Annotated in this window: 24 protein-coding genes; 22 read left to right on the forward strand and 2 right to left on the reverse strand. The window is 51.8% G+C overall.

What is annotated here, in order from left to right; genetic code table 11:
• From V2546_RS04525 to V2546_RS04570, 10 genes are all read left to right on the forward strand, one after another.
• Positions 1 to 945, forward strand: a complete 945-nt coding sequence (locus V2546_RS04525) for a bifunctional riboflavin kinase/FAD synthetase (RefSeq protein WP_215703316.1) — start codon at positions 1 to 3, stop codon at positions 943 to 945.
• Positions 946 to 1,033: 88 nt separating this feature from the next.
• On the forward strand, positions 1,034 to 2,818 hold the full coding sequence (locus V2546_RS04530) for a L,D-transpeptidase family protein (protein WP_329751661.1): 1,785 nt from the start codon (positions 1,034 to 1,036) through the stop codon (positions 2,816 to 2,818).
• Positions 2,819 to 3,264: 446 nt separating this feature from the next.
• Positions 3,265 to 3,531 carry a 30S ribosomal protein S15 gene (gene rpsO / locus V2546_RS04535; RefSeq protein WP_118298984.1) on the forward strand — a complete coding sequence of 89 codons (267 nt, stop codon included), beginning with the start codon at positions 3,265 to 3,267 and terminating at the stop codon, positions 3,529 to 3,531.
• A 278-nt stretch (positions 3,532 to 3,809) separates the two neighbouring features.
• Positions 3,810 to 6,029 (forward strand): polyribonucleotide nucleotidyltransferase, encoded by a 2,220-nt coding sequence (locus tag V2546_RS04540; RefSeq protein ID WP_329751662.1) that lies wholly within the window; start codon positions 3,810 to 3,812, stop codon positions 6,027 to 6,029.
• A gap of 126 nt (positions 6,030 to 6,155) precedes the next feature.
• Positions 6,156 to 6,434: a type II toxin-antitoxin system HicB family antitoxin gene (locus V2546_RS04545; protein ID WP_118298987.1), complete on the forward strand. Its 279-nt coding sequence runs from the start codon at positions 6,156 to 6,158 to the stop codon at positions 6,432 to 6,434.
• 154 nt (positions 6,435 to 6,588) lie between these two features.
• Entirely contained in the window at positions 6,589 to 7,032 is a 444-nt protein-coding gene (locus V2546_RS04550; protein WP_329751663.1) for a protease complex subunit PrcB family protein, read from the forward strand.
• Between the two features lie 150 nt (positions 7,033 to 7,182).
• Positions 7,183 to 7,833 carry a serine O-acetyltransferase gene (cysE, locus tag V2546_RS04555; RefSeq protein ID WP_215703320.1) on the forward strand — a complete coding sequence of 217 codons (651 nt, stop codon included), beginning with the start codon at positions 7,183 to 7,185 and terminating at the stop codon, positions 7,831 to 7,833.
• 75 nt (positions 7,834 to 7,908) lie between these two features.
• A complete protein-coding gene (locus tag V2546_RS04560) occupies positions 7,909 to 9,465 on the forward strand; it encodes a DUF3794 and LysM peptidoglycan-binding domain-containing protein (protein WP_486463560.1) in 1,557 nt (518 codons plus the stop codon).
• Between the two features lie 411 nt (positions 9,466 to 9,876).
• Entirely contained in the window at positions 9,877 to 10,152 is a 276-nt protein-coding gene (locus V2546_RS04565) for a GIY-YIG nuclease family protein (protein ID WP_329751664.1), read from the forward strand.
• Positions 10,149 to 11,738, forward strand: coding sequence for a D-alanyl-D-alanine carboxypeptidase family protein (locus V2546_RS04570; protein ID WP_329751665.1), 1,590 nt, complete (start codon positions 10,149 to 10,151; stop codon positions 11,736 to 11,738). Before V2546_RS04565 ends, V2546_RS04570 begins: the two co-directional genes overlap by 4 nt.
• 577 nt (positions 11,739 to 12,315) lie before the next feature.
• Here the strand turns inward: V2546_RS04570 and trhA are convergent.
• Entirely contained in the window at positions 12,316 to 12,972 is a 657-nt protein-coding gene (trhA, locus tag V2546_RS04575; RefSeq protein ID WP_118298993.1) for a PAQR family membrane homeostasis protein TrhA, read from the reverse strand.
• Between the two features lie 135 nt (positions 12,973 to 13,107).
• On the opposite strand from trhA, the gene V2546_RS04580 reads away from it, so the two are divergent.
• The 6 genes from V2546_RS04580 to ychF all read left to right on the forward strand — a co-directional run bounded on the left by V2546_RS04580 (position 13,108) and on the right by ychF (position 18,879).
• Positions 13,108 to 13,833 (forward strand): RluA family pseudouridine synthase, encoded by a 726-nt coding sequence (locus V2546_RS04580; RefSeq protein WP_118530718.1) that lies wholly within the window; start codon positions 13,108 to 13,110, stop codon positions 13,831 to 13,833.
• Positions 13,834 to 14,220: 387 nt separating this feature from the next.
• Positions 14,221 to 14,721, forward strand: a complete 501-nt coding sequence (locus V2546_RS04585) for a GNAT family N-acetyltransferase (protein WP_118530720.1) — start codon at positions 14,221 to 14,223, stop codon at positions 14,719 to 14,721.
• A 355-nt stretch (positions 14,722 to 15,076) separates the two neighbouring features.
• Positions 15,077 to 15,625 carry a biotin transporter BioY gene (locus tag V2546_RS04590; RefSeq protein ID WP_118299020.1) on the forward strand — a complete coding sequence of 183 codons (549 nt, stop codon included), beginning with the start codon at positions 15,077 to 15,079 and terminating at the stop codon, positions 15,623 to 15,625.
• A 3-nt stretch (positions 15,626 to 15,628) separates the two neighbouring features.
• Positions 15,629 to 16,363, forward strand: coding sequence for a dethiobiotin synthase (gene bioD, locus V2546_RS04595; protein ID WP_329751667.1), 735 nt, complete (start codon positions 15,629 to 15,631; stop codon positions 16,361 to 16,363).
• Positions 16,364 to 16,376: 13 nt separating this feature from the next.
• Entirely contained in the window at positions 16,377 to 17,576 is a 1,200-nt protein-coding gene (gene bioA, locus V2546_RS04600) for an adenosylmethionine--8-amino-7-oxononanoate transaminase (RefSeq protein WP_118530724.1), read from the forward strand.
• A 205-nt stretch (positions 17,577 to 17,781) separates the two neighbouring features.
• On the forward strand, positions 17,782 to 18,879 hold the full coding sequence (gene ychF, locus V2546_RS04605; protein WP_118530747.1) for a redox-regulated ATPase YchF: 1,098 nt from the start codon (positions 17,782 to 17,784) through the stop codon (positions 18,877 to 18,879).
• A 393-nt stretch (positions 18,880 to 19,272) separates the two neighbouring features.
• Here ychF and V2546_RS04610 read toward each other — a convergent pair whose 3' ends face one another.
• Positions 19,273 to 20,574 carry an amidohydrolase gene (locus tag V2546_RS04610; RefSeq protein WP_118606182.1) on the reverse strand — a complete coding sequence of 434 codons (1,302 nt, stop codon included), beginning with the start codon at positions 20,572 to 20,574 and terminating at the stop codon, positions 19,273 to 19,275.
• Between the two features lie 413 nt (positions 20,575 to 20,987).
• Between V2546_RS04610 and lgt the strand changes: the two genes are divergently transcribed.
• The 6 genes from lgt (at position 20,988) to V2546_RS04640 (ending at position 26,492) form a co-directional block, all read left to right on the forward strand.
• On the forward strand, positions 20,988 to 21,863 hold the full coding sequence (gene lgt / locus V2546_RS04615; protein ID WP_118322479.1) for a prolipoprotein diacylglyceryl transferase: 876 nt from the start codon (positions 20,988 to 20,990) through the stop codon (positions 21,861 to 21,863).
• Position 21,864: 1 nt separating this feature from the next.
• Positions 21,865 to 22,017 (forward strand): aspartyl-phosphate phosphatase Spo0E family protein, encoded by a 153-nt coding sequence (locus V2546_RS04620; protein ID WP_118530749.1) that lies wholly within the window; start codon positions 21,865 to 21,867, stop codon positions 22,015 to 22,017.
• 384 nt (positions 22,018 to 22,401) lie between these two features.
• The gene (gene mraZ / locus V2546_RS04625) at positions 22,402 to 22,827 is read left to right on the forward strand and encodes a division/cell wall cluster transcriptional repressor MraZ (protein WP_118322480.1); all 426 of its coding nucleotides are present in this window, start codon (positions 22,402 to 22,404) and stop codon (positions 22,825 to 22,827) included.
• Positions 22,824 to 23,759, forward strand: a complete 936-nt coding sequence (gene rsmH, locus V2546_RS04630; RefSeq protein WP_118299003.1) for a 16S rRNA (cytosine(1402)-N(4))-methyltransferase RsmH — start codon at positions 22,824 to 22,826, stop codon at positions 23,757 to 23,759. Before mraZ ends, rsmH begins: the two co-directional genes overlap by 4 nt.
• 80 nt (positions 23,760 to 23,839) lie before the next feature.
• Positions 23,840 to 24,331 (forward strand): septum formation initiator family protein, encoded by a 492-nt coding sequence (locus tag V2546_RS04635; protein WP_118530750.1) that lies wholly within the window; start codon positions 23,840 to 23,842, stop codon positions 24,329 to 24,331.
• Positions 24,332 to 24,350: 19 nt separating this feature from the next.
• Complete coding sequence (locus tag V2546_RS04640; protein WP_486463561.1) at positions 24,351 to 26,492, forward strand: peptidoglycan D,D-transpeptidase FtsI family protein; 2,142 nt, start codon at positions 24,351 to 24,353, stop codon at positions 26,490 to 26,492.
• Positions 26,493 to 26,563 lie beyond the last annotated feature (71 nt).

Consider the following 26,563-nt stretch of genomic DNA (forward strand, 5'->3'; position numbering starts at 1 on the left):
ATGCAGTACATCGCAGAAACCAGAGAGTTTCAGATCAAAGAGAAGACAGTTGTCAGCATCGGAAAGTTTGACGGACTTCACAGAGGTCACCAGAAGCTGATGCACGAGATGCTGAAATGGAAGGAACAGGGATTTAAGATCGCCGTGTTCACGTTCGCGACGCCTCCGTGGACGCTCGTGAAGGGAAAAATGCAGACCATGATCATGACGAACCCGGAGCGCGAGATGCTCCTGGAGCAGGTCGGCGTGGATTATATCGTGGAGTACCCGTTTGACGAGGAAGTCTGCCATATGGCACCGGAACAATTTATCTCCGATATTCTTGTCGGGAGGATGAACGCCGGAGTCATTGTCTCCGGACCGGACTGCCATTTCGGATACAAAGCGGCCGGGGACTGTGCGATGCTGGAGCGGCTTTCCGGAGAGTATGGTTATCGCTATTTTATCGTGGATAAAGAGCGCGATGAGGAAGGAAAGATCATCAGCAGCACCTATATCCGGGAAATGCTGGCGGATGGAAATATCCGGAAGGCGAATGACCTGCTGGGATATTGTTATTTTGTCACCGGAAAAGTGGAGCATGGAAATGCGATCGGGCATACAAAGCTGTATCCGACGGCGAATCTGATCCCGCCGGCTGTGAAGCATCTTCCGAAGTTCGGTGTCTATGTGACGCGGGTGACTGTGGACGGAAAGGTTTACGGAGGCCTTACGAATGTAGGAGCGAAACCGACGATCTCCGGGGATAATCCGATCGGTGTGGAGACATATCTCTATGATTTTTCGGGGGATCTCTACGGAAAAGAGATGAAAGTGGAGCTCCTCGATTTTGTGAGACCGGAGATGAAGTTTGCATCGATCGACGCGCTGAAAGCGCAGCTGGATCATGATATCAGGGAGTGCAGGGAACGCTATCACTCTTTTCAGAAAAGCCAGCTTGGCTGAATACAGATAAAACAGAGTCAGAAAAGGATGCGCCTGGATCTTGAAAGAAAAAAGGCGGCAGAATGACTGGAAAAGTGGAGAAGGAAAATTGGAGTTAGAAAATAAGCCGGATGGCGAGGAAAAAGGAACGTCCGGGCAGAAGCCGACGATGACATATGCGGAATTCAAAGCCCAGAAAGGAAGAAAACGGGGAAGAGACCGCGGACCTGGAATAAATAAGGATCTTGCAGTGAAGATCGCTGCCGTGTGCGGCGGCGTGGTCGTCCTCGTCGGAGCCGTTGGCGGCGGACTTTACTGGCATGAATCTTTAAAATACAAGACATGTTTTCTGCCGGGAACCATCGTTGACGGGATGGATGTGACAGGAAAGACGGCGGCGGAAGTGGAAGACGCGATCATGGAGCAGTTAAAGGGCTACAAACTCACGATCAACGGGCGTGAGGATCTCTCCGAGTCGATCACCGGGGAAGAAGTGGGACTCTACGCGGAGTTTGACGATACCCTGGCGAAGGCGATCGCGGCCCAGAAACCGATGGAGTGGGGAAAATACCGCTTCGGAAAATCCGTGAATGAGGTGAATACGGACGCGCTGATCCGATACAATGATGAGATGCTGGGCGAAGCGGTGGACAGTCTCTCCTGCATGGATAAGGAAAATATGAGAGAACCGCAGGACGCGAAGATCTCTGATTATACGTCCGGGGGCTACACGATCATCAAAGAAGATGAGGGAACGGAGCTTCTGGAGGACAAGGTGAAAGAGGCGGTGGCCGCTGCGGTCATGTCTCTGGCGGAGAGCGTGGATCTGGAGGAACAGGGATGTTATGTGTCTCCGTCCATCACTTCCGAGGACGAGGCGTTAAAGACGGCTTGTGAGACGATGAACAAGTATGTCGGGGCAAGGATCACTTATCAATTCGGTGACAAGTCTGAGACTTTGAGCGGAGATGAGATCCACAACTGGCTGACTGTGAACGGAACGAGTGTCAGAATCAATGAGGGAAAGGCGACTGAGTATGTCAAGAAGCTGGCTGCCTCTTATGATACTGCGTATAAAGCGAAGAGTCTGAAGACATCCTACGGGAAGACGGTTTCCATCACCGGCGGAAGCTACGGTTATAAGATCAATCAGGCGAAGGAGGCAGCGACGCTTGTGAGCCTGATCAAAAACGGGGAACAGACCTCGAGGGAGCCGGAGTATTCCCAGAAGGGCGCGAGCCGGACGGGGAATGATTACGGGAATACATATGTGGAGATCAACCTTACGGCACAGCATCTTTATTTCTACGTGAAGGGAAAGCTGGTGGTCCAGTCGGATTTCGTATCGGGAAATGCGGCGAAGGGCTGGAGTACTCCTGCAGGAGCATATTCGATCACTTATAAGCAGCGGAATGCGACTTTAAAGGGACAGGGATATGCGACACCGGTATCTTACTGGATGCCGTTTAACGGAGGGATCGGTCTTCATGACGCGAACTGGAGAAAGACGTTCGGTGGGACGATCTACAAGACGAACGGTTCTCATGGATGTGTCAATCTGCCGCCGGCGGTCGCAAAGACGATCTACGAGAATATTTCGGCGGGCGATCCGGTCCTGTGCTACCATTTAGACGGTACGGAGAGTGCTTCGACGAGCGGAACGAAGAAGGATGAGACGGCGGCGACTACGGCTGCTGCGACGACGGCAGCACCGGAGACGACAGTAGCGCCGACAACGGCAGCACCGGAGACAACGGCGGCTCCTACAACAGCGGCACCGACTACGGAAGCGCCGACAACGCCTGCGGCGGGCGGTGATCAGGAGAGTGTCGGACCGGGGTTTGCGCCGGAGACGGAAGGGACGACGGAGCAGGAGGTTGGACCGGGATTTTGAGGAGAGTGAAAGCTGGTTGGCGGGAGTACGCGGTGAGCTTCCGGGCTGGGGCGCCCGGGATGCGGGGATGGTTCCTCTAAGCCTGCATGAGAATGCTAAGTGCGGAGAAAAGAGGACACAACTCGCTGCGCTCAGACAAGTGTCCTCTTTCCTCCAACGCATTCTCCTGCGGGCTAAGAGGAACCAGATCCCCGGATCAAGGCGCCCCAGCCCGGAAGCTCACCGCTGGGAATCGTCGGTAAGAGGGGAAGGCGCTTCGCGCTTCCTGGTGGGAGATTACAATTGAAGCTAAAAAGTGATCTAAAGCAATAAAAAGTGATTTACTTTTGCAGACAGGTATGATATACTGTCGGAGTATGCGAAAAGCGCCGACGCTCGGTCTGCGGATAACTCCAACCGGGACCTGGTGATCGGTAAGTTTTAAGAATTTTAAGGAGGAAATCACAATGATTTCAAAGGAAAAGAAAGCAGCTATTATCGCTGAGTATGGCAGAAAACCGGGTGACACAGGTTCACCGGAGGTTCAGATCGCAATTCTTACAGAGAGAATCGCTGAGCTCACAGAGCATTTAAAAGTTAACCCGAAAGATCATCACTCCAGACGTGGTCTTCTTATGATGGTTGGTCAGAGACGTGGTCTTCTTGCATACCTGAAGAAGAAAGATCTTGAAGGATACCGTGCTCTTATTGAGAAGTTAGGCATCAGAAAGTAATAGCAAACTTATGGGTGGAGCGCATGTTTTTCGTGTACTCCACCTTTGTGTTATCTAAGTAAACAAAATATTGGCAGAAGAAACGTCCGAGACCGCTAAAGTGTGCATGAGAAACATCGGAAAAATCCTGCTGCAGTGCAGGGGCATGGAGTGCCCATGGATTGTAACTCGTGTCCAGTTTAGTAGTTTCGGATGGATGTCCGGCAGGTCCCGGCCTGTTGACGGACAGATCCATTTCGGCTTCTTCTGTCGCAAATGAATGAAAAGGAGACGAAGCCATGTTTAAGAGTTTTTCCATGGAACTTGCAGGACGTACCCTCACTGTTGAGGTTGGCCGTGTTGCAAAGCAGGCAAATGGTGCAGCTTTCATGCACTACGGCGATACTGTTGTTCTTTCTACCGCAACAGCATCTGACAAGCCGAGAGACGGGATCGATTTCTTCCCGTTAAGCGTAGAATATGAAGAAAAATTATACTCCGTAGGAAAAATCCCGGGCGGATTCACAAAGAGAGAGGGAAAGGCATCCGAAAATGCAACCCTTACTTCCCGTGTTATCGACCGTCCGATGCGTCCGTTATTCCCGAAGGACTACAGAAACGACGTAACTCTTGACAACATTGTTATGTCTGTTGACCCGGACTGCAGCCCGGAGCTTACAGCAATGCTCGGTTCTGCGATCGCTACATGCATTTCTGATATCCCGTTCGACGGCCCGTGCGCAATGACACAGGTTGGTTTAATTGACGGTGAGTTCATCATCAACCCGACTTCTGCACAGAAGAAGGTATCTGATCTTGCACTTACTGTTGCTTCCACAAGAGAGAAAGTAATCATGATCGAGGCCGGTGCAAAGGAAGTTCCGGAGCAGACCATGATCGATGCGATCTTCAAGGCACACGAAGTAAACCAGGAGATCATCAAGTTCATCGACCGCATCGTTGCTGAGTGCGGCAAGGAGAAGCACACTTACGAGAGCTGCGCGATCCCGGATGAGCTGTTCGCTGCGATCAAAGAGATCGTTCCGCCGGCTGAGATGGAAGAGGCAGTATTTACAGACGAGAAGCAGAAACGTGAGGAGAACATCCGCCAGATCACAGAGCGTCTCGAAGAGGCATTTGCTGAGAATGAAGAGTGGCTTCCGCTGATCGGACAGGCTGTCTACCAGTATCAGAAGAAGACCGTAAGAAAGATGATCTTAAAAGACCACAAGCGTCCGGATGGCCGCCGCATCGACGAGATCCGCCCGTTAGCTGCTGAGATCGACATCCTTCCGCGTGTACATGGATCCGGTATGTTCACCCGTGGACAGACTCAGATCTTAAATGCCTGCACACTCGCTCCGCTTTCCGAGGCACAGCGTCTTGACGGTCTTGATGAGAATGAGACAACTAAGAGATATATGCACCACTACAACTTCCCGTCCTTCTCCGTAGGCGAGACAAAGCCGTCCAGAGGACCGGGACGCCGTGAGATCGGTCATGGCGCTCTTGCTGAGCGTGCCCTTGTACCGGTACTCCCGAGCGAGGAAGAGTTCCCGTACGCGATCCGTACTGTATCTGAGACAATGGAGTCCAACGGTTCCACATCCCAGGCAAGCATCTGTGCATCTACCCTGTCCCTTATGGCAGCAGGTGTTCCGATCAAGACTATGGTAGCCGGTATCTCCTGCGGTCTTGTAACAGGCGAGACAGACGACGATTACATCGTTCTTACCGATATCCAGGGTCTTGAGGACTTCTTCGGAGACATGGACTTCAAGGTAGGCGGTACTCACGAAGGTATCACAGCGATCCAGATGGATATCAAGATCCACGGTTTAACACGCCCGATCATCGAGGAGGCGATCAGACGCTGCCGTGAAGCAAGACTTTACATCATGGATAACATTATGGCTCCGGTTATCAGCGAGCCGAGAAAGACTCTGTCCAAGTACGCTCCGAAGATCACACAGATCACCATCGATCCGGCTAAGATTGGCGATGTAGTCGGCAAGCAGGGTAAAGTGATCAATAAGATCATCGAGGAGACAGGCGTTAAGATCGACATCACAGATGACGGTGCAGTCAATGTCTGCGGTACTGATCAGGAGATGATCGACAAGGCGATCGCTACGATCAAGAACATCGTGACAGATGTTGAGCCGGGCATGATCTACACAGGTAAGGTTGTCCGCATCATGGAATTCGGTGCATTCGTTGAGCTTGCTCCGAACAAGGATGGTATGGTTCACATCTCCAAGCTTTCTGACAAGCGCGTCGCTAAGGTTGAGGATGTTGTCAACATCGGCGATGAGGTTACGGTAAGAGTCGTTGAGGTTGACCGCATGGGAAGAATCAACCTGACGATGAGACCGGAGGACATGACAGCTGATCTTGAGAAGCTGACTCGTCCGGAGAGACGCGAGAGAAGCGACCGTCCGGAGAAACGTGACGACAGAAGAGGCGGACGCCGCGACGACAGACGTGAGCGTTCTGATAAGAAAGAGGATAACGAGTAATCGAAAACTGGGAAGGTAATGAACAGTTATAGAAGATCACCCGCTATATAAAACATGGGCCGCAGCCTGCAGCGTTTTGCTTTGCAGCCTGCGGCCTGTTTTCGTTTTATAGGAAAGGAGAGTATCATGACATTTACATATCCTGCTGTGTTTACAAAGAAGGAAGACGGAACAGGTTTCCACGCATTTTTCCCGGATCTGGAGATGTGTGAGGCAGATGGCGCTGACTTAGAGGACGCGATCGAGAATGCCCGTGATGCGGCGCAGAACTGGATCAGTGTGGAGCTTGAGGAGTTTGAGGGCGATCTGCCGTTCGCGACTCATGTGGATGATATTGAGCTTGCGGAGAATCAGGTTGCAAAGCAGATCATGGTGAAGATCAAGTTTCTGCCGGACAGCGACTGAGGGAAAAGAACCGGTCGTCTCTGCGCTGAAATGCAGATATGAGGTTATTTTCACGGGCAGGAAGTGCCCGTGGATTGTAACGATGTGAGAGCATCATAATTTCAAGATCCCCGGAATAGGATTGTAACAAAATCCATGATGGGGATCTTATTTTATGTTCAGACGGTTGCCAAAACGCGCGAGAAAGGTGGTTACGGTGCTGGGAGTCCTGATGGTCATTTTGGGCGGGATCGCGGCATTTACTGGATGTCAGTCCGGGGCTTCGGAGGAGAAAAGGGGAGAGGATCTGGAGTTTACGGTCAGCGGGGAGGCGGATATTCCGGCAGCGCTGAAGGAGCTGATCGATAAGAAGAGGGAGAAAGCGTTTAAGCTTACATATGCGGACGGGCAGGAGATGTATATTGTGATCGGTGAGGGACCTCAGAAGGGCGGCGGGTACAGTGTGGCGGTGAAGGCGCTTTATGAGACGGATAATTCGATCGTGATCCGGACGGAGCTTCAGGGGCCGGAGGCCGGGGAGGCGAAGGGGACGGAAGAGTCGTTTCCGGTGTTGATCGTGAGGACGGAGTTTCGGGATAAGCCGGTGGTGTTTCAGTAGGATAGTTTAGCACTTTACTTTAGCGACGAATTCTGTTAAAATACTGGTAATTATTTTGGCGGATCTGCAAGCTGTCCGGAGGGGATTGTGCCGGAACGGGCTGGGTGATCTTTGATGGTTACGGATGAATGACAGAAGGAGAGGAAAAGGATGTTATTGAAGGATATCTGGCTTGATGTTAAGGCGGTGCAGGAGAGGGATCCGGCGGCCAGGAGTGCGCTGGAGGTTCTGTTGTTGTATCAGGGAGTTCATGCGCTGATCTGGCACCGGATCGCTCACTGGTTCTGGACGCATAATATGCGGTTTCTTGGGCGCCTGATCTCTCAGATTGCCAGATTTTTTACTTTGATCGAGATCCATCCGGGGGCAGTTTTAGGACATGGGATCCTGATAGACCATGGATGCGGGATCGTGATCGGGGAGACTACGGTTGTCGGGGATAATTGTACGATCTATCAGGGTGTGACTCTGGGCGGCGTCGGGACCAAGAAGGGAAAGCGCCATCCGACGATCGGAAATAATGTCCTGATCGGAGCCGGAGCGAAGATCCTCGGTGCTTTTGAGGTTGGGGATAATTGTCAGATCGCGGCGAATGCGGTCCTTCTGAAGCCATTGGAGGAGAACAGTACGGCTGCGGGAATTCCGGCGAGGCAGGTGAAGAAGGACGGTCTTCCGGTGAAGGATCCGGCGAAGAAGGTCAATATGGGGCACATCTGTAAGATCCAGGACACGATCGATGAGCTGGAGCGCCGGGTGTGGGAGCTTGAAAAAGAGCTGGAAGAGGCGAAGAAGGAGCTGTAAACAGCAGGTATAAAATGTTAAACGTCATCATACAATTTCCTGAAGCATAAACTGGAAAGGTATGGTGGCGTTTTTATGATGGAACTTTTGAAGAAGCATATCCACATGAATCGTCGCCGGGGGAACGTCACGTCCCAGATGACCCTGGATGACGATTTTAATGTGCCGGATTCCATGGATGATGTGGAGGAGCTGATCATGGAAAACGGGGAGGTAAAGATCGACTCGGTGAAAAATCCCGGTGAGAAGGCGGAGGTGAGTGGAAAGCTGGAGTTTCGGATCCTGTACCGGCGTCCCGGCGGGGAACTCACGGCGCTCGCGGGCAGCATTCCGTTTACGGAGACGGTACATATGCCGGGACTTTCGGAAAATGATTATGTTCAGGCGGGATGGGAGCTGGATGATCTGAACGTGAGTCTCATCAATTCGAGAAAGCTGAATGTCAAGGCACTCGTGACGCTGAACCTCAGGGCGGACGAGATCCGGGACATGGAGGCGGCGTCCGATGCGAAGTTTGACGGTGAGGTCGAGGTGTTAAAGAAGACGCTGACCGTGGCGGCGATCGCTGTGCGGCGGCGGGATACGTTCCGGGTGCGGGAGGTACTTTCAATACCGGGAAATAATCCGGATGCGGAGACTCTTTTGTGGCAGGATATGCGCCTTCAGGATGTGGAGACGAAGCCGCTCGACGGGAAGATCCATATCAACGGAGATCTTCTCGTGTTCGCAGTCTACTCGGCAGGCGGCGGGCAGATGCCGGTGCAGTGTTTTGAGGAGACTGTTCCGTTTTCCGGGGACGTGGAGCTTACGGAGTCGGCGGAGGACATGATCCCGTTTATCACGGTAAAGCTGGTGCACCGGGATCTGGAGCTGCAGCCGGATGCCGACGGGGAGATGCGGGAGATCGCCGTGGACGCGGTCATGGAGCTGGATATCAGGCTCTATGAGGAGGAAGAGGTGGAGCTTTTGAGCGACCTCTATGCGTTGGACCGGGAAGTGATCCCGGAGACAGGCACTGCATGTTTTGATACGCTGGCGGTCCGGAACCAGGCGCGGACAAAGCTCCAGGAGAAGATACAGCTCACCGGGCGACAGAGGATCCTTCAGGTGTGCCATGCTGACGGGGATGTGAAGATCGACGAGGTGCAGATCAGGGAGGACGGGATCCACATGGACGGGGTGCTGGAGGTCCGGCTTCTGTACCTGACGGCGGATGATCAGGCGCCTGTCGGTGCGGCGTCGGAGGTCCTGCCGTTTCATCTGATGGCAGCCGCGGACGGACTGCCGCAGGATGCGGTCTACGAGATCGCGCCGGGGATTTCCGGACTTTCCGCGGTCATGGCAGGCGGGGATGCCGTTGAGGTGAAGGCGCAGATCACGGCGGATGTGCTGGTGCTGACTCCTGTGTGTGTGCAGACTGTGGCAGCGGTGACGGAGGAGCCGCTTGATACAGAGAAGTTAAAGAAGATGCCGGGGATCATCGGATATGTGGTGAAGCCGGGAGATACGCTCTGGAAGATCGCAAGGATGTTCCACACCAGCGTGGAGCGGATCATGGAATTGAATCATCTGACGGACAGCACGATCCGGTCCGGTGACAGGCTGATCCTGGTAAAAACGGTACAGGGCTGAAATTTTTATTTTCCCCGAATGTCTGGTTGCAATTCGGGGAAAATTTTATATAATGGTATGAGTGGGATTTTTGTTACTTTTCGCGGGTAGGAATTTTCTGAACTGAAAATTCCGTATGATACCATTATGGTCGCGGATTTTTTGCGCACGCCGGAAAGAGAAAAGAATTGCTTCCGGAACCTTTCTGATGACGCCGCATAAAATAACAGTATCACAACAGAACAGGGCATCCCGATGCTTTCATATAGATTCCGCAGGCGCTGGCTTTCGGAGGACGGTAATGGATTCCATGGTCCCATTGCCGTTTACATAATATGTAAAAAGACGGAACGCGAAGCATCGGAAGATCGTGCTGCGGTGCGCGGGCAGGGAGTGCCTGGGTACCGGAACCTGAGAAAGAGAGAACGGCAGATGAACTACACATATCTTCTGGAGTGTTCGGACGGAACGCTTTACTGCGGATGGACGAATGATCTGGAAAAGCGGGTGAACGCGCACAATTCCGGGCGCGGCGCAAAATATACGAAACCGCGGCGGCCGGTGCGGCTGGTGTGGTATGAGACGTTCGAGACGAAGGAAGAGGCGATGAGCCGGGAAGCAAAGGTAAAACAGCTTTCCCGGAAACAGAAAGAGGAGCTGGTGGCCCAGGGGCCGAATAACCGGAACACAGGGAGAAAAAATTTATGATTCATACGTTAAAAAAGAAACTGGCAAAGGTACTCTGCGGCGTGCTCGTATTTGCCCAGATGGGGACGATACAGGCGTTCGCGAGACCGGACTGGCCGTCTGATACGGGGATCGAGGCGGAAGCCGGAGCTGTCATGGACGTGGACACGGGAACGATGCTCTTCGGACAGAACAGCCATGTGGAATATTATCCGGCGAGTATCACAAAGATCCTCACGGCGCTTGTAGTGCTGGAGCATGCGGACCTTACCGATACGGTTACTTACTCGGACAAAGCGATGAACTCCGTGGAGGCGGACAGCGGAAATAAGTTAAGCCTCGTGGCTGGCGATACGATGACGGTTGAGGACTGTCTCTATGCGCTGCTTTTGGCGTCCGTGAACCAGGCGGCCAACGCGCTGGCGGAACATGTCGCGGGCAGCATCCCGGATTTCGTGGATATGATGAATGCGAAGATCGCGGAGCTTGGATGCACGGAGAGCCATTTTGCGAATCCGTCAGGACTCAACAATGATGATCAGGTCGTCACTGCGTTCGACATGACAAAGATCGCAGCTGCGGCGTACAGCAATCCGAAGCTTTTAGAGATCAGCTCCGCGAAATCATGGAAGGTCGGTGCGACCACGAACAACCCGGACGGGGTGAGTGTGAGAAATGAGCACCGCCTTGTGATCACGGAGGATACCGAGAGCCCGTACTACTGTCCGGAGGCGGTTGCCGGAAAGACAGGGTATCTTTTAAAAGCGGGAAACACACTCGTTACATACGGAGAGAAGGACGGTAGACGTGTCGTATCTGTTATCTTAAAGGGAAGTCCGAGACAGTATTTTGTAGACGGAAAGAATCTCCTGCAGTTTGGACTGAACCGTTTCCAGAACGTGGACATCGCGGAGAATGAGACAAGATATGTCACAGGCGATGACCAGGTGGATGTCAACGGGACAAGCTATGCACCGTCTGATTTGGCGGTCCAGGCGGGAAAGAAGATCACACTCCCGAAGGATGCGAGCTTTGCGGACGCGGAGCTGAGTCTCGGTGCGGTTCCGGACGGAGCGCCGGAGGGAACGGTCGGCGTCCTGAACTATATTTATAACGAGAGAAAGATCGGATCTGCGTACCTGATGACGAAGGCGGGGGCGGAGGCGCTCGCGGCTGCGGAGGCAGCAGGCGGGACGGAGACCACGGCTGCGGAAGAACCGTCCGAAGAAAGTACGGACGCAGCGGATTCTTCGTCCGACGACGGAAATACCGATGACCAGACAGAGACGGAGACCATGGGAGAAACGGATGTGACGACTGCGGCAGACGGTGAAGACGCGTCGGACCAGGCCGGAAGCGGAGATGTAAGAGCTGCATTCCCGGTGAAGATCGTCCTGATCATTGTGGGGATCCTTGCGGCAGCAGCCCTGATCGGCGGCGGTATCTGGTTCAGGATCCAGAGCAACAAGAAAGAGGCGGAAGCGGAAGCACTCCGGCGTGAAAAGAGAAGGCAGCGTCTCATGGCGGAAGGCGGCGACGCGGAAGCCGAATTTAACCGGCTGCTCGAGGAGAAGCGGAAGCGGGACAAAGAGAGACGGAAACGATAAAAAGACAGGCAGGATCCGGAATATGGATCTTGTGAGGAAAAGCGCCCGGGGTAAGAATCCGGTCATGCATAAGAACAATAATAAAGGAGCAGAGCTTGCTGGCGAAATGCTGGCAGGCTCTGCTTTTTCTGTTTACGCGAACAACGAGCCAAAGCCCGCGCTTGCGCGAGACCTTGGCCGACTGTCGCGATAACAAGGGGAAACTCGCGAAGCGTGTTTTCACTTGTTTCATTTCACAGGAAATGCCGATGGAACTTTCTATGAAACCAGGCAGGATAACCGCCAAAACAGTTCAGAATGACAAAGCAGCCGAAGTCTGCTATACTGAAAAAGGCGCGGTTTTTAGCCGCGCCGGAAATGAAAACAATAGAAATTGGTGTAGTTGGAAAGTTTGTAACTGTTCAGTAGGTCTGCGCATTTACTGCGCTGACCGTAAGAAAACATGGGTTTGAAGGCAAAAATCCCATCGGCGCAGCCGATCTGGAATGGATTTTTGCGTGTAACTTGCCATGCATCCGAAGGGAAGCTCCGGGGGAGGTTCCTGTAGGTGTGAAGGTACTGAACAGTTACGAAAATTTTATGCAGCTGCCACATATCCGTACATCATCATATAGTGGCAGAAGCTTCCGCCCATGACGAAGAGGTGGAAGATCTCGTGGGAGCCGAAGTTTTTGTGCTTTGAGTTGAAGATCGGCAGTTTCAGAGCGTAGATCACGCCGCCGATCGTGTAGATGATCCCGCCGGCGAGGAGCCAGGCGAAAGCGGCAGGAGTCAGGGCTGCGACGATCTGACGGATCGCCATGACGCACACCCAGCCCATCGCGATATAGATCACGGAGGAGAACCACTTCGGGCAGTTGATCCAGAGGGCATTGATGATGATTCCCACGATCGCGATGCCCCAGACGAGGGACAGCATCCGGTATCCGGAACGGTTTCCGAGGACGATGAGGCATACCGGAGTGTAAGTTCCGGCGATCAGGATGAAGATCATCATGTGATCGATCTTTCGGAGAAGTTTATTGACATGCTCCGAGATATCGAAGGTGTGGTAGACCGTACTTGCGGCGTAGAGCAGGATCATACTGACGATGAACACGCTGAGCGCCTTTAAATGCATCGTCCCGGGGACGGATGCGGCTTTTACGAGAAGCGGCGCTGCGGCAGCCATAGCGGCCAGCATTGCGATAAAGTGAGTCAGCGCGCTTCCGGGATCTTTTATTTTCAGTTCCATAATCATTCCTCCAATCATGTGAATGAGTAACCTGTATTAAATACCAGAAACATGACATGTAGTTTTGAAAACTACTTATCATGTTTGAATATACTATACCACTTACGATAAAAATATGCAAGGGGAAATATTTTGATGTTAAAAGTATTATACGAGGATGACGAGATCATCGTCGTCGTAAAGCCGGCGGGAGTGGAATCCCAGGCGGCAAAACGATTCGCGCCGGATATGGTGAGTGAGGTAAAAAAACACCTGGTTATCAACAAATCATGCACACCGGGGAAGGAACCGTATGTGGGAGTTATCCACAGACTGGACAAGCCGGTTTCCGGTGTAATGGTGTACGCGAAGACGAAACGGGCAGCAGCGGCTTTGAGTGAGCAGGTTCAGAGCCATAAGATGAAAAAAATCTACACGGCAGTTGTCTACGGAAAGCCTGTGAATACGGTGGATAACTATGTGGATTATCTGGTGAAAACACCGGACGGGAATTATTCACAGGTTGTGGATAAGGGGATAACCGGAGCAAAGAAGGCGGAGCTCTCCTATGAGGTGTTAAAAACGATCGATGGGGAAGAGAATGGGATGCCCGGAAAAGGGCTGAGTCTCGTAAAAGTTGCATTAAAGACCGGAAGACATCACCAGATCCGTGTGCAGATGGCGTATCATGGAACGCCGCTTTATGGGGATATGAAGTATGGCATGGCGGCAGAAAAAAGAACATCAGCCGGAAATTTTTGCGGACAGAGAGAGTCGATCGCCCTTTGCGCATCATCGCTGACTTTTTTCCATCCGGTGACAAAAAAAGAAATGACGTTTGCGATGGAACCGGCGGGCGGTGTGTTCCAGCTTTTCAGGTGATGTGACCGCCCGGGGAATGCGATTCATGGAAAAAATGGAACAGGGAACCTGTTATCAGCGCGCATAGCAGGCGGATTTTGGACCATACTATGAGCAGTACAAAGGAAGTACAGAACAGAAAACAGGTGATTCCATGGTAAGCCCTGGGAAAGACTGAAGAAATATTTTAACAAGAGCAAGTAAGTCTCACGCTTTTGCTGCGTAAAGTAATAAGCAGTGGCAGGAAACTTGCACTGAGGATCACAGGGCGGGATGCAAAGGATCCCGGTGGATTTTCCTCCCTGTGGTCCTTACGCAAAAAATGACAGATTGTCTTGCAAAATATGCTGTGATACAATGATGAAAACAGGCCAGTGAAAAATATACATATGCAGGAGGATGAAATCCATGACAGAAGATACCTTTACGATCAGAAAAGCAGCTCCGGCCGATCTTCCGAGAATCCATGAAATCTACGCGGCCGCCCGCCAGTTCATGCGTGACCACGGGAATTTCAGCCAGTGGGACGGCGAAGATGCTCCGGAGCGTCTGCTTCCGGGGGATATTGAAGCAGGAAATCTGTACGTTCTCGAGGAAGCAGGCGAGATCCATGCGGCCTTTGCTTTTATCATCGGCGCAGACCCATGCTACGCGCTGATTGAGCAGGGCGAGTGGAAATCCGATGCCCCATACGCCGCGGTACATCGTGTCGCGAGCGACGGAACCCTTCACAATGTCATCGGGCGGATCATGGATTTTGCAAAATCCAACATCTCCCATATCAGGATCGATACCCACGAACATAATAAAGTCATGCAGAAAGCCCTGGAAAAACAGGGATTTGAGAGATGCGGGATCATTTACGTTCCGGATGGAACACCGCGGATCGCGTTTGAGTGGATGAAGTGAGATTGTTCGAAGAGCGCGGGAACAGGAACGATAAAACGTAATGATACCAGGATACCGAGTAGGCCATAGAGCTTAGTCGGTATCTTTTTAATATAATTGTCAACCATATAAAAACAATAGGTTGACAATGCGAAAATTCTGTGATAAGCTCCTTCTCAGTTCTTCTCTGTGATACCACCCGGGATCTGAGGATGGCGGCGGCTGTCCCAGAAGGTATGGGAGAGACGGGAAAAGCATGCGCATGTGCAGAAAGCTGAGACGCTCCGGATCGCTGGAGATTTCAGACATTTCAAGGGAAAATGTTCCGGATTGCCGGGACGTTCATGTATTTGAGGAGGAAATCATTTTGAAGCGTATGAAAACAAAAGACCTTGTGCTGTGCGCGATGTTTGTCGCGCTGATCGCAGTCGGGGCATTTATCAAGGTTCCTGTTCCGGTCGTTCCGTTTACCCTGCAGTTTCTGTTCACTATGCTGGCCGGGCTTCTTCTCGGCCCCGGAAACGGGGCGCTGGCGGTCGTGATCTACATCGTGCTGGGCCTGGCGGGACTCCCAATCTTTACGCAGGGCGGCGGGCCTGGCTACATCTTTCAGCCGAGCTTCGGGTACATCATCGGATTTGCGGCGGCCGCTTATGTGACCGGACGGATCGCGAATGAGAAAAGTCATCCCGGCTACGGACGGCTTCTGGCAGCAAATTTCATCGGCCTTTTTATCGTCTATGCGTTCGGCATGGTCTACTATTATGTGATCAGTAATTTCGTGCTGAACACGCCGATCGGTCTGTGGCCGCTGTTTTTATACTGCTTCTTGCTGGCAGTTCCGGGGGATATCGCGCTGTGCATTCTGGCTGCGGCGATCGGAAAACGGATGATCCCGATGATCAGGGAAGGGAGACTTGGATAAGAGATGAGCAGAAATATTTTTATCACAGGCACGGGAACCGATGTCGGAAAGACGTATGTGACTGGTTTGATCGTGAAAAAGCTGAAGGAGAGCGGAGCGGACGCGGCCTACTATAAGGCGGCAATGAGCGGGAATGAGAGGCGCCCGGACGGCAGTCTGATCCCGGGGGATGCTCTTCAGGTAAAAACAATGTCGGGGATCTGTCAGCCGCTGGAGGAGATGTGTCCGTACGTCTATGAGACGGCAGTCTCCCCGCATCTGGCATCGCGGCTGGAGGGAAATCCGGTCCGGATGGAAACGGTACTGGAAAAGTTCCATGAAGTCTGTGAAAAATACGAATATGTGACCGTGGAGGGAAGCGGCGGGATCCTGTGTCCGCTCTGCTTCGATGAGGCAGATCTCCGCCTCCCGGATGTTGTAAAAGCCTGTGACCTTGGCTGCCTGATCGTTGCGGACGCGGGGCTTGGAACGATCAACGGCGTGGCGCTGACTGCATATTACCTCAAAGAACAGGGGATCGCTTTGAAGGGGATCATTTTAAACCACTACAGACAGGGAGACGTGCTCTGTGAGGACAACCGGAAAATGTGTGAATTTTATACAGGAGTTCCGGTCATCGCCTGTGTGGCGGATGGTGACACGGAACTTTCCATCGGGGCGGAGGAATTGAAGTCCTTATATGACGATGGGAAATCATGCAGCGCGAAACAGGCGGAGCAGGAAACAAAGATGAGATAAGGAGAAGAGAAAAATGATCTGGTATCCATATGAACAATTAAAGACAATGAAGGCACCGTACGAGATCGTGGACGCAAACGGGGTGTACCTGTATACAAAGGATCAGAAAATGATCGATTCCGTTTCCTCTTGGTGGAGCGTGATCCATGGATATAAGAATCCCGTCATCAACCAGGCGATCATCTCCCAGGTGGAAAAGTTTTCCCACGTCATGCTCGGCGGACTGACCCATGAGCCGGCGAGAAAACTTTCGGAAAAGCTGGCATCCTGGCTTCCGGGAGATCTTGACTACTGTTTCTTCTCGGACTCCGGCAGTGTGGCAGTCGAGGTTGCGTTAAAAATGGCGCTTCAGTACTACATGAACCGCGGGGATGAAAGGAGAACGATGATCCTGGCTCTGGAACACGCCTACCATGGAGACACTTTTAAGACGATGGAAGCTGGGGATGATGAAGATTATCATTTCGTGCTGAAGGCGTACGGGGCAAGCCCATATGTCGTCCATATCCCGACGGAGATCACGGCGCTGGAGCAGGCGTTTGAGACATACCATGACCGGCTGAACTGTGTATTGGTGGAGCCGCTCCTCCAGGGAGCCGGAGGCATGCGGATGTATGATGTCTCATTCTTAAAAAAGGCGCGGGAGCTCTGTGACCGGTACGGTGTGCTCCTGATCTTTGATGAGGTGGCGACCGGATTCGGGCGGACCGGAAACCGCTTCGTGGCGGATCTTGTCCTTCCGGACATCCTGGTTCTCGGAAAGGCTCTGACAGGCGGATATATCGGCCATGCCGCTACCGTGGCGAACCGGAAAGTATTTGAAGGCTTTTACGATGACGTTCCGGAACATGCCCTGATGCATGGACCGACCTTCATGGGAAATGCGCTGGCCTGCAGCGCGGCTCTTGCATCGATCGAGCTGTTTGAGACGCAGAATTACATGGAAAAGATCAGAAAGATCGAGGAGATCACACGCCGCGAGATGGCAGGTTTCACAGACCCGAGGATCCGGGAAGTCCGGATCATGGGCGGATGTGTCTGCGTTGAGGTCTACGATCCGGCCGTTCTGAAAGGATATCAGGAGTATGCTTACCAGAGAGGTGTATTCAGCCGTCCATTTTTAAATTACCTCTACGCGATGGTTCCGTATGTGATCAAAGAGGAGGAACTGGTACAGGTCCTTCAGTGCATGAAGGATTGGTTTGCAAGGTAGACATGTGAGGCAGTGCGGCAGTCATGCAAAAAATTCCTGTTAAGATTTACAAAGCAGGGCCCTTATGCTATAATTTATAGTCGCGATGGACTTTTTTGCCGGAAAGCGGGAGTTACATCGAAAAAGTAAAAATTATGTACAGGAAAATTAAAGAAAGGCGAAGAGCCCTGCATGGAAAGGTTCTTCGAACAGGGATTAAAATAAAATGAAGCTTGGGATCGTCGGTCTGCCGAACGTAGGAAAAAGTACCTTATTTAACTCATTGACAAAGGCGGGTGCAGAATCCGCGAACTATCCGTTCTGTACTATCGACCCGAACGTGGGCGTTGTACCGGTACCGGATTTCCGTTTAAAACTTTTAACAGACCTCTATCACTCTGAGAAGACAACACCGGCTGTAATCGAGTTCGTTGATATCGCCGGCCTCGTAAAGGGCGCGTCCAAAGGTGAGGGACTTGGAAACCAGTTTCTTGCAAATATCCGTGAGGTTGACGCGATCGTTCATGTTGTCCGCTGCTTTGAGGACCCGAACGTCATCCATGTAGACGGAAGCGTTGACCCGCTCCGCGACATCGAGACGATCAACCTGGAGCTGATCTTCTCAGATATCGAGCTCATCGACCGCCGGATCGCAAAGATGGGAAAAGGCGCAGCTTCCAACAAGGCACTCGCGAAGGAATTAAATATCTTAAAGGCCGTAAAGGAACATCTTGAGAACGGCAACCTTGCAAAGAGCTTCGAGTGCGAGGACGAGGAGGAGCAGGCATTTGTCGCATCTCTCGACCTTCTCACCTGGAAACCGGTGATCTTCGCAGCGAACGTAGGTGAGGATGATCTCGCAGATGACGGTGCTTCCAACCCGCATGTACAGGCTGTCCGCAAGTTCGCGGCAGAAAACGACAGTGAGGTATTTGTCGTATGTGCCCAGATCGAGGAAGAGATTTCTGAACTCGACGATGATGAGAAGAAGATGTTCTTAGACGACCTCGGATTAAAAGAGTCCGGTCTTGACAAACTGATCGCTGCAAGCTACCGTCTCCTTGGCCTGATCAGCTATCTGACAGCAGGAGAGAAGGAGACACGTGCATGGACCATCAAGGTTGGCACAAAAGCTCCGCAGGCAGCAGGAAAGATCCACTCCGACTTCGAGCGCGGATTCATCAAGGCAGAGGTTGTCAACTACAAGGATCTTTTAGACTGCGGTTCCTACAACGGTGCGAAGGAGAAAGGTCTTGTCCGCATGGAAGGTAAGGATTACGTGATGAAGGATGGAGATGTTGTTCTCTTCCGCTTTAACGTATAATTTTCGGCTGGATGACAGGCTTGTTATAACAGATGGAGTAGCTGCGGAAAGTCCGAAAGCTTCCTGTGCGGATTGCAAGATCACAGGAACTGAACAGTTGTTATAAAGAAATATAAGAAAAGCCATGGAATGCGTATCATGTACGATTCCATGGCTTTTTTTGATCAAAATTTGTCTCAGTCAGATAAAACTCCCACATCTTTTGGATGTTAAGTAACACCAATTTGTCTCAGCTGCGTCCAATCTCCGGCTGAGATAAACACTCCTCGAAGGCGCATATGTCTGGAAGACAATGGGGTGCGCCGATCGAAACGGAGCGCAGAGCGCAATGTTCTGAAAGAAAGTTGTTGACTTTCACTAACTGAAATGGAGAGGAGTCTGTGCTGCCTTCTTCTATCTGTGCATGATCTCCCACACGGTGGAGACATAAAGCCGCAGCCCCGTGAGCAGGGACGACTCATCAAAATTAAAATGATCATTGTGGTGCGGAGCAGCAATATTGGAGCCGATGCACATATAAGCAGCCTTTCCGCCGTGGGACTGGACTTTTGCCATCAGGTAGGTGGCATCCTCAGACCCGGAGAAAGCGGCTTCCTTTACATAATTGGTGATCTCCGGGATTCTCGCGGCTCCGGCCCTGATGAACGGTTCCAGCTCTGCACTGCTGTCGGCACTCGAAGCGCTGCCCATGATCTTTGTATCCACGGAGCAGTCGAACATTTCGGCGGCCCCGTTTACCGCGTTCATCGCCTTTTTCAGGACAAGCTCCTGAATATCGGCGGTCTCCCCGCGTGTCTCAAAGCGGATCATGGCGTCCGCCGGGACCACATTCCGTCCGCTTCCGCCCTGGATCGTTCCGACGTTGATCCGGGATGCGCCTCTGGAGTCCTGGCAGGCGGTGTGCATGGCGAGAGTTGCCGAGCATGCCGCAAGGATTGCATTTTTTCCGTCCTGCGGGGACATTCCAGCATGAGCGGAGACTCCCTTAAATTCGGCATCGACCTTCGTTGTGGAGAGAAATCCTTTTGAGAGGGCGACGAGGGAACCGGTATTCCATCCCATCCCGAGGTGTCCGGTGAGAAGATAGTCCACATCATCGAGGATCCCGCCTTCCGCGATCGACTGTGCGCCGCGGACTCCTTCCTCGGCGGGCTGGAAGATGACTTTGATGGTCCCGCAAAGATCATTTTTGATCTCATTCAACGCGATACAGGTGTGGAGTCCCAGGGATGCGTGTCCATCATGACCGCACGCATGCATGGAGCCGTCATGGATCGAGCAGAATCCGTCTTTCACAGGCTGGCGGTCCGCATCGGTGCTCTCAGTGACATCGTTACAGTCGATATCAAAGCGGAGTGCGAGGACAGGTCCCGGCGTTCCGGTCTCGATCACGGCGCAGAGACCGGTGAAACCGTCCATTTTTTCGATGATTTCCGGGTCGGCGCCCTCTGCAAGCGCCCGGTCGATGGCGCTTTTCCGAACGCTTTCAGACGGGTAAGCCCAGAGATAATCCTTGTTGATGATCTCTTTTCCGTATTTCACCGGGATCCCGTGTTCCTTTAACTTCTTAATAAGAAGCGCGGTGGTGCGGTATTCGAGCCAGCCGGTCTCCGCGTGTCTGTGAAGATCGCGGCGCGTCCGGATCATGGAAGGTTCATATGATTTCAGTGTATCGAGATAGGATTGAATGTCCATGGCTGTTCCTCCTTGTAAGGGATAAATTCAGATGAATGTTTTCGAGTATTGTGGGAGCACGAAGTGCGGAACAATACGGTATCACAAGGGGTCAAAACCTTTTGACCCCAACATCTTATGGTTTCAGTATAAAAACTTATAAAATTGATGTCAATGGAAAGTATAAAATATACCGTAACAGGATTTTGCCGATGCTTCACATTCCGAATCGGCAAAACCCGCGGCCACAACGGTATCATACGGAATTTTCAGTTCAGAAAATTTCTGCCCGCGAAAAGTAACCGGAAAGTTCCACAGGAATCGTCAACTTTTGTCGAATAAACATGAGGAGTGTCTGGCGAATCTGTTTGCTTTTTGCATGTTTTCGGAGTAAAATAAAACTCACCAAAGAAATAAAGGAGAAAAAATACGATATGACAGGAGCAGATGTAAGCTTCGTTCACCTCGGGATCACGATCCCGCATATGGTGAAGAGCTTTTCGATCGGAGGGATCTCCTTCGCATACTACGGGCTGATCATCGGGATCGGTATGATCATGGGACTTCTGGTCGCCCAGTCCGACGCGAAGCGCAGGGGACAGGATCCGGATATTTATGTTGATTTCGCACTCTACGGGATTATCTTTTCCATCATCGGAGCGCGGATCTACTATGTTTTCTTTCAGTGGGGATATTACAAAGACCACCTGCTGGAGATCGTGAATTTAAGGAAAGGCGGACTTGCGATCTACGGGGGAGTGATCGCCGGGATCCTGACGCTGCTCGTATTTACGAAAAAACGCCATCTTTCCTTTTTGTCCATGGCAGACAGCGCCTGCCTCGGACTTGTAACCGGACAGATGATCGGACGATGGGGAAACTTTGTGAACTGCGAGGCCTTTGGCCGTTATACGGACTGTCTGTTTGCCATGCGGCTCAAACGTAGTATCGTGAATGAAAGCATGATCTCACAGAACCTCCTCGACCATCTGATCCTTGACAACGGGATCGAGTACATTCAGGTCCATCCGACGTTCCTCTATGAATCACTGTGGAATTTCGGACTTCTGATGTTTATGCTCTGGTTCCGCAAACGGAAAACGTTCACGGGGGAAATGCTTTGTATCTATCTTGCCGGATACGGGATCGGAAGAACATGGATCGAAGGCTTGCGGACGGATTCTCTCCTGATACCGGGTACCGGGATTGCGGTATCCCAGGCGTTATCTGTTGTGCTGGCGACGGTATCTCTTGTGGTACTGATCTACCACAGGAGAAAAGCGTTCGCCCAGAGAAAGGGAGCAAACTGATATGGAGAGCAGGGAAGAACTGGTAAATCGGATCGAAGAGGCGAGAAAACGCCTGAACGGAAGCATTGATGGAAAAGAGGCATATGATCTGATCTACCGGTATAGTGTGGAGCTTGACCGGCTGATCGAAGAGTATATGGATGCGGGATATTAAAGTCCGCAGTACATAAAAATCGAATATACACCTGATGAAATGAAAAAAGCTGTCCGGATGGGCAGCTTTTTTCATTTCATCAGGAAAATTCCTTTGCTTAGGTGTGAAATCAGTCACAGGCAGAGGGATCCGGCGCAGTTATATCCGGCACATATGGGATCTTTTCTGTGGAAAACTCTGAAAATATCCGGTTTTACACCGTTTCCCCGGCATGTGGATAACTAAAAAAGCGCACCTCCTTTTATACATGAAAAAGTGAAAAATTCCTTGCTATTTTAAAGTAAATGTACTAAGATTACATTAGAAGTGGTGGAAAGTGGATAAAAGTGGTTTAAAATGGTGGATCGGTGGATAAAAAACAGTCGCCGTCCAACGGGGAGAGTCATGTTCATAGGGGAGTACAGTCACACAATCGATGCAAAAGGTCGTCTGATCGTCCCTTCCAAATTCCGTGAGCAGCTGGGCGATGAGTTCGTTGTGACAAAGGGATTGGACGGGTGTCTCTTCGTGTACGAAAATTCCGAATGGAAATCCTTTGAAGAAAAACTCCACGCACTTCCTCTTACGAATGCCAATGCCAGAAAGTTTTCAAGATTTTTCCTGGCAGGAGCCTGCGCCTGCGAGGTGGACAGGCAGGGAAGGATCCTGATCCCTTCTGTTTTAAGAGAATTCGCACATCTGGAAAAAGACGTTGTCTTAGTTGGCGTCGGAAGCCGGATCGAGATCTGGAATAAGGCAGTCTGGAACGAGAAGAATGTCTATGATGACATGGAAGAAATTGCAGAAAATATGGAAGGTCTTGGCATATGATTTTTGAACACAAATCAGTCCTGCTGATGGAGACCGTCGACAGTCTGAACGTAAAACCGGACGGTATTTACGTGGACGGAACACTGGGCGGCGGCGGACATGCATACGAAGTATCGAGGAGACTTGGCGAAAACGGACGCCTGATCGGGATCGATCAGGACGCGGACGCGATCGCGGCTGCGACAGAGCGCCTTCTCCCATTTAAAGATAAAGTGACGATCGTCAGAAGCAACTACAAAAATATCCGGGAAGTGCTCTTTAACCTTGGAATCGAAAAGGTGGACGGCATTTACCTGGATCTTGGCGTGTCTTCCTACCAGTTAGACACGGCGGACCGTGGATTCTCCTACCGGGAGGATGCCCCGTTGGACATGAGAATGGACCAGAGAAACGATAAGACAGCGGCGGACATCGTAAACGGATACAGCGAGATGGAGTTGTATAAGATCATCCGTGATTACGGTGAGGACCGCTTTGCGAAGAATATCGCGAAGCATATCGTGAGAGAGCGGGAGATCCACCCGATCGAGACGACACTGCAGCTCGCGGAGATCATCCGCGGTGCGATCCCTGCAAAGATCCGCGCAGAGGGCGGACATCCGGCAAAACGGACATTCCAGGCGATCCGCATCGAACTGAACCATGAGCTGGATGTGTTGAACGATTCCATTGACACGATGATCGATCTCTTAAATCCGGGTGGACGCCTCTCGATTATTACGTTCCACTCTCTGGAGGACAGGATCGTAAAGACGAGATTCCGGACCAATGAAAATCCATGTATCTGCCCGCCGGACTTCCCGGTGTGCGTGTGCGGAAGAAAGAGCAAAGGCCGTGTCGTGACGAGAAAACCGATCGTCCCGTCGGAAGAGGAACTGGAAGAGAACAGAAGATCAAAGAGCTCGAAGCTTCGTGTGTTTGAGAGAAGCTAGAGAGCATCGCAAAAGAAGAATCCTATATAACTGTGAAGATACTGAGCAGTTACAGCCATTTTTAGAAAGGAAGTGATGGTATGGCAGCAAGGAGACGGAGAAGAGCCCCACAGGCAACCGAATATGTAGAGGGAAATACTGTCCGCAAGATCGAGCGTGCTCCGCAGTATGAGGGGCAGGAAAGAAGAAAGCAGAAGAAACGGAATTCATCCCATACCGTTACAGTTCGGAGAAATCAGGAAAAAGCGCTTCAGATGAATCTTTTTTCCGTATTACTGCTGACAGCGGCTATGATCTGCACGCTGTATATCTGTGTGAGCTATTTAAAGCTCCAGTCTTCCGTGACGGCGAGACTGAATCACATTGAAAGCCTGGAGGAGAGTATTGAAAAGCTGAAAGGGGACAACGACGCCCTTCTTACAAGGATCAACACGTCGGTGGACCTGGATTATGTGTATAAGGTAGCAACAGAGGAGCTGGGAATGGTTTATGCCAATAAGGACCAGGTCCGCTTATACAATAAGACGGAAAGCGAGTATGTAAGACAGTATGAAGACATCCCGGAACGGTAATAATAAAAGAGTTTTTACCATGAGTATGAAAGAAAAGCTGGCGGTTACGGTTCTCGTAACGACGCTGGCTTTGTTTGGTCTTGTCGTTGTTTTATACCGGATGATCAAGGATAAAAACGCAGACTACACCCAGATCGTATTGAACCAGCATTCCTCCTATGACAGCCGGACGATCCCGTACCGCCGCGGTGATATCGTGGACAGAAACGGAACGTATCTGGCGACGAGCGAGAAGGTCTACAACCTGATCCTCGACCCGAATCAGATCAACCAGGATAAGGATAACTATCTGGAGCCGACGGTGTCCGCCCTCTGCGAGGTGTTCGGGTACGACCGGGCGGACCTGATGGCTGTGATCTCCGCAAACGAGAATTCCTACTATGTGCCGTATGAGAAGCAGATCTCTGCGGATAAGAAGGAAGAATTCGAGGCAAAGAAGAAGGAACTGAATGATGCCTACGCAAAGTCGAAGGATGACAGCGGAAAGAAGGTCAAAGGTGTCTGGTTTGAGGATGAGTACCGGAGATTTTACCCGTACAACACGCTGGCCTGCAATGTGATCGGCTTTTCCTATGATAACGGAAAACAGGGAAGCGGCGGGATCGAGCAGTATTACAACGACCAGCTGACAGGAACAAACGGAAGAGAGTACGGCTATCTGGATGATGAGGCCAACATGGAGAAGGTCATCAAGTCCGCCGAGAACGGAAACACGATCGTTTCCACCATCGACGTGAACATCCAGCGCATCGTGGAAAAATATATCGATGAGTGGATGAGCGGGATCGGAAGCAAGACCGCGGCTGTCATCGCCATGGACCCGAGAAACGGCGAGATCCTTGCCATGTCCTCCAACAGGAGATTCGACCTGAATAATCCGAGAGATCTGAGCAGCGCCTACTCCCAGGAGGAGATCGCTGCCATGACGGATGAAGGCAGGATGGATGCCTGGAACCAGATGTGGAGAAACTACTGTGTAAACGATACCTACGAGCCGGGTTCCCCGGCAAAGCCGATGACAGTTGCAGCCGGTCTGGAGGAGGGCGTGATCGGACAAAACGATACATTCCTCTGTGACGGCGGACAGGATGTCGGCGGATACAGGATCAAATGTGTCAGCATCTATGGACACGGGATCCTCACGGTAGAGCAGTCCCTGATGAAATCCTGCAACGATGTCATGATGCAGATCGCGGCAAAACTCGGGATCCAGCGCTTTGCGAAATATCAGAAATTATTCGGTATGGGCCAGAAGACCGGGATCGATCTTCCGGGTGAGGCGTACGGACTGATCTACAATTCCGACAATATGGGACCGACGGACCTTGCGGTAAACTCTTTTGGACAGAGTTATAACTGCACGATGATCCAGATGGCAGCGGCATTCGCCTCTGTCATCAATGGCGGTTCCTACTATGAACCGCATGTGGTAAAACAGATCGTGAATGATCAGGGATCAGTCGTCAGAAAGATCGAGCCGAACCTGGTTCGGGAGACGGTATCCGAGTCCACCAGCGAATTTATCCGTCATGCACTGTTCATGACCGTCGATGACGAGGAAGGAACCGGAAAAGCGGGACGTGTTGCCGGATATAGGGTCGGCGGAAAGACAGGAACAGCGGAGAAGCTTCCGCGTTCTGCACACAACTATCTCGTATCTTTCTGCGGCTTTGCACCGGCGGATGATCCGCAGCTTCTTGTATATGTGGTCATCGATACCCCGAACCTTCCAGGAAAAGAGCAGGCGCACAGTACATTCGCTACAGAGGTTTTCCAGAAGATCATGACGGAGGCTCTTCCTTACCTGAATGTGTTCCCGGATACAGATACCGCAGCGGAGGACGCAAGTCTCGCGGACCAGAGTGAGGGGATCACGAACAACAATGAAGGCGGACTGGAGCCCGGAACAGGAGAGACTGAGGCGGAGACAGAAGCGCCGACGGACGCTGACGGAAATGTGATCCCGCAGGAGACAACACCGCAGGATGAAGTGGTCCCGTTTGATGACGGTCTCGGGCTGCCGGATGATATGCCGGCGGACACTTCCGATGGTTCAGATGCGGGCACAGCGGAAGCCCAGAGCATGGAAGCCGTTCAGGAGACGGAGACTGTGCAGGACGGAGCGGAAGAGACGATGGAGACGACGCAGGCTGCGCAGTAATTCCGGTGAAGACCGGTCAGCTTATGCCTGCTGCATGGAATTACGCAAACGATAAGCCGGAGTCCGCGCAA

Source organism: Clostridium sp. CM74B_53, from assembly GCF_036318045.1.
GTDB lineage: Bacteria > Bacillota > Clostridia > Lachnospirales > Lachnospiraceae > Pilosibacter.

Bases quoted from the DNA above. Each gene is read 5' to 3' on its own strand.
- rpsO (WP_118298984.1), top strand. From the start codon at position 3,265: ATGATTTCAAAGGAAAAGAAAGCAGCTATTATCGCTGAGTATGGCAGA.
- V2546_RS04640 (WP_486463561.1), top strand. From the start codon at position 24,351: ATGAGTATGAAAGAAAAGCTGGCGGTTACGGTTCTCGTAACGACGCTG.
- V2546_RS04545 (WP_118298987.1), top strand. From the start codon at position 6,156: ATGACATTTACATATCCTGCTGTGTTTACAAAGAAGGAAGACGGAACA.
- rsmH (WP_118299003.1), top strand. From the start codon at position 22,824: ATGATTTTTGAACACAAATCAGTCCTGCTGATGGAGACCGTCGACAGT.
- V2546_RS04635 (WP_118530750.1), top strand. From the start codon at position 23,840: ATGGCAGCAAGGAGACGGAGAAGAGCCCCACAGGCAACCGAATATGTA.
- V2546_RS04540 (WP_329751662.1), top strand. From the start codon at position 3,810: ATGTTTAAGAGTTTTTCCATGGAACTTGCAGGACGTACCCTCACTGTT.
- ychF (WP_118530747.1), top strand. From the start codon at position 17,782: ATGAAGCTTGGGATCGTCGGTCTGCCGAACGTAGGAAAAAGTACCTTA.
- V2546_RS04620 (WP_118530749.1), top strand. From the start codon at position 21,865: ATGGAGAGCAGGGAAGAACTGGTAAATCGGATCGAAGAGGCGAGAAAA.
- trhA (WP_118298993.1), bottom strand. From the start codon at position 12,972: ATGGAACTGAAAATAAAAGATCCCGGAAGCGCGCTGACTCACTTTATC.
- V2546_RS04580 (WP_118530718.1), top strand. From the start codon at position 13,108: ATGTTAAAAGTATTATACGAGGATGACGAGATCATCGTCGTCGTAAAG.
- V2546_RS04590 (WP_118299020.1), top strand. From the start codon at position 15,077: ATGAAAACAAAAGACCTTGTGCTGTGCGCGATGTTTGTCGCGCTGATC.
- V2546_RS04565 (WP_329751664.1), top strand. From the start codon at position 9,877: ATGAACTACACATATCTTCTGGAGTGTTCGGACGGAACGCTTTACTGC.
- V2546_RS04570 (WP_329751665.1), top strand. From the start codon at position 10,149: ATGATTCATACGTTAAAAAAGAAACTGGCAAAGGTACTCTGCGGCGTG.
- bioD (WP_329751667.1), top strand. From the start codon at position 15,629: ATGAGCAGAAATATTTTTATCACAGGCACGGGAACCGATGTCGGAAAG.
- cysE (WP_215703320.1), top strand. From the start codon at position 7,183: ATGTTATTGAAGGATATCTGGCTTGATGTTAAGGCGGTGCAGGAGAGG.
- bioA (WP_118530724.1), top strand. From the start codon at position 16,377: ATGATCTGGTATCCATATGAACAATTAAAGACAATGAAGGCACCGTAC.
- V2546_RS04550 (WP_329751663.1), top strand. From the start codon at position 6,589: ATGTTCAGACGGTTGCCAAAACGCGCGAGAAAGGTGGTTACGGTGCTG.
- V2546_RS04585 (WP_118530720.1), top strand. From the start codon at position 14,221: ATGACAGAAGATACCTTTACGATCAGAAAAGCAGCTCCGGCCGATCTT.
- lgt (WP_118322479.1), top strand. From the start codon at position 20,988: ATGACAGGAGCAGATGTAAGCTTCGTTCACCTCGGGATCACGATCCCG.
- V2546_RS04560 (WP_486463560.1), top strand. From the start codon at position 7,909: ATGATGGAACTTTTGAAGAAGCATATCCACATGAATCGTCGCCGGGGG.
- mraZ (WP_118322480.1), top strand. From the start codon at position 22,402: ATGTTCATAGGGGAGTACAGTCACACAATCGATGCAAAAGGTCGTCTG.
- V2546_RS04610 (WP_118606182.1), bottom strand. From the start codon at position 20,574: ATGGACATTCAATCCTATCTCGATACACTGAAATCATATGAACCTTCC.
- V2546_RS04525 (WP_215703316.1), top strand. From the start codon at position 1: ATGCAGTACATCGCAGAAACCAGAGAGTTTCAGATCAAAGAGAAGACA.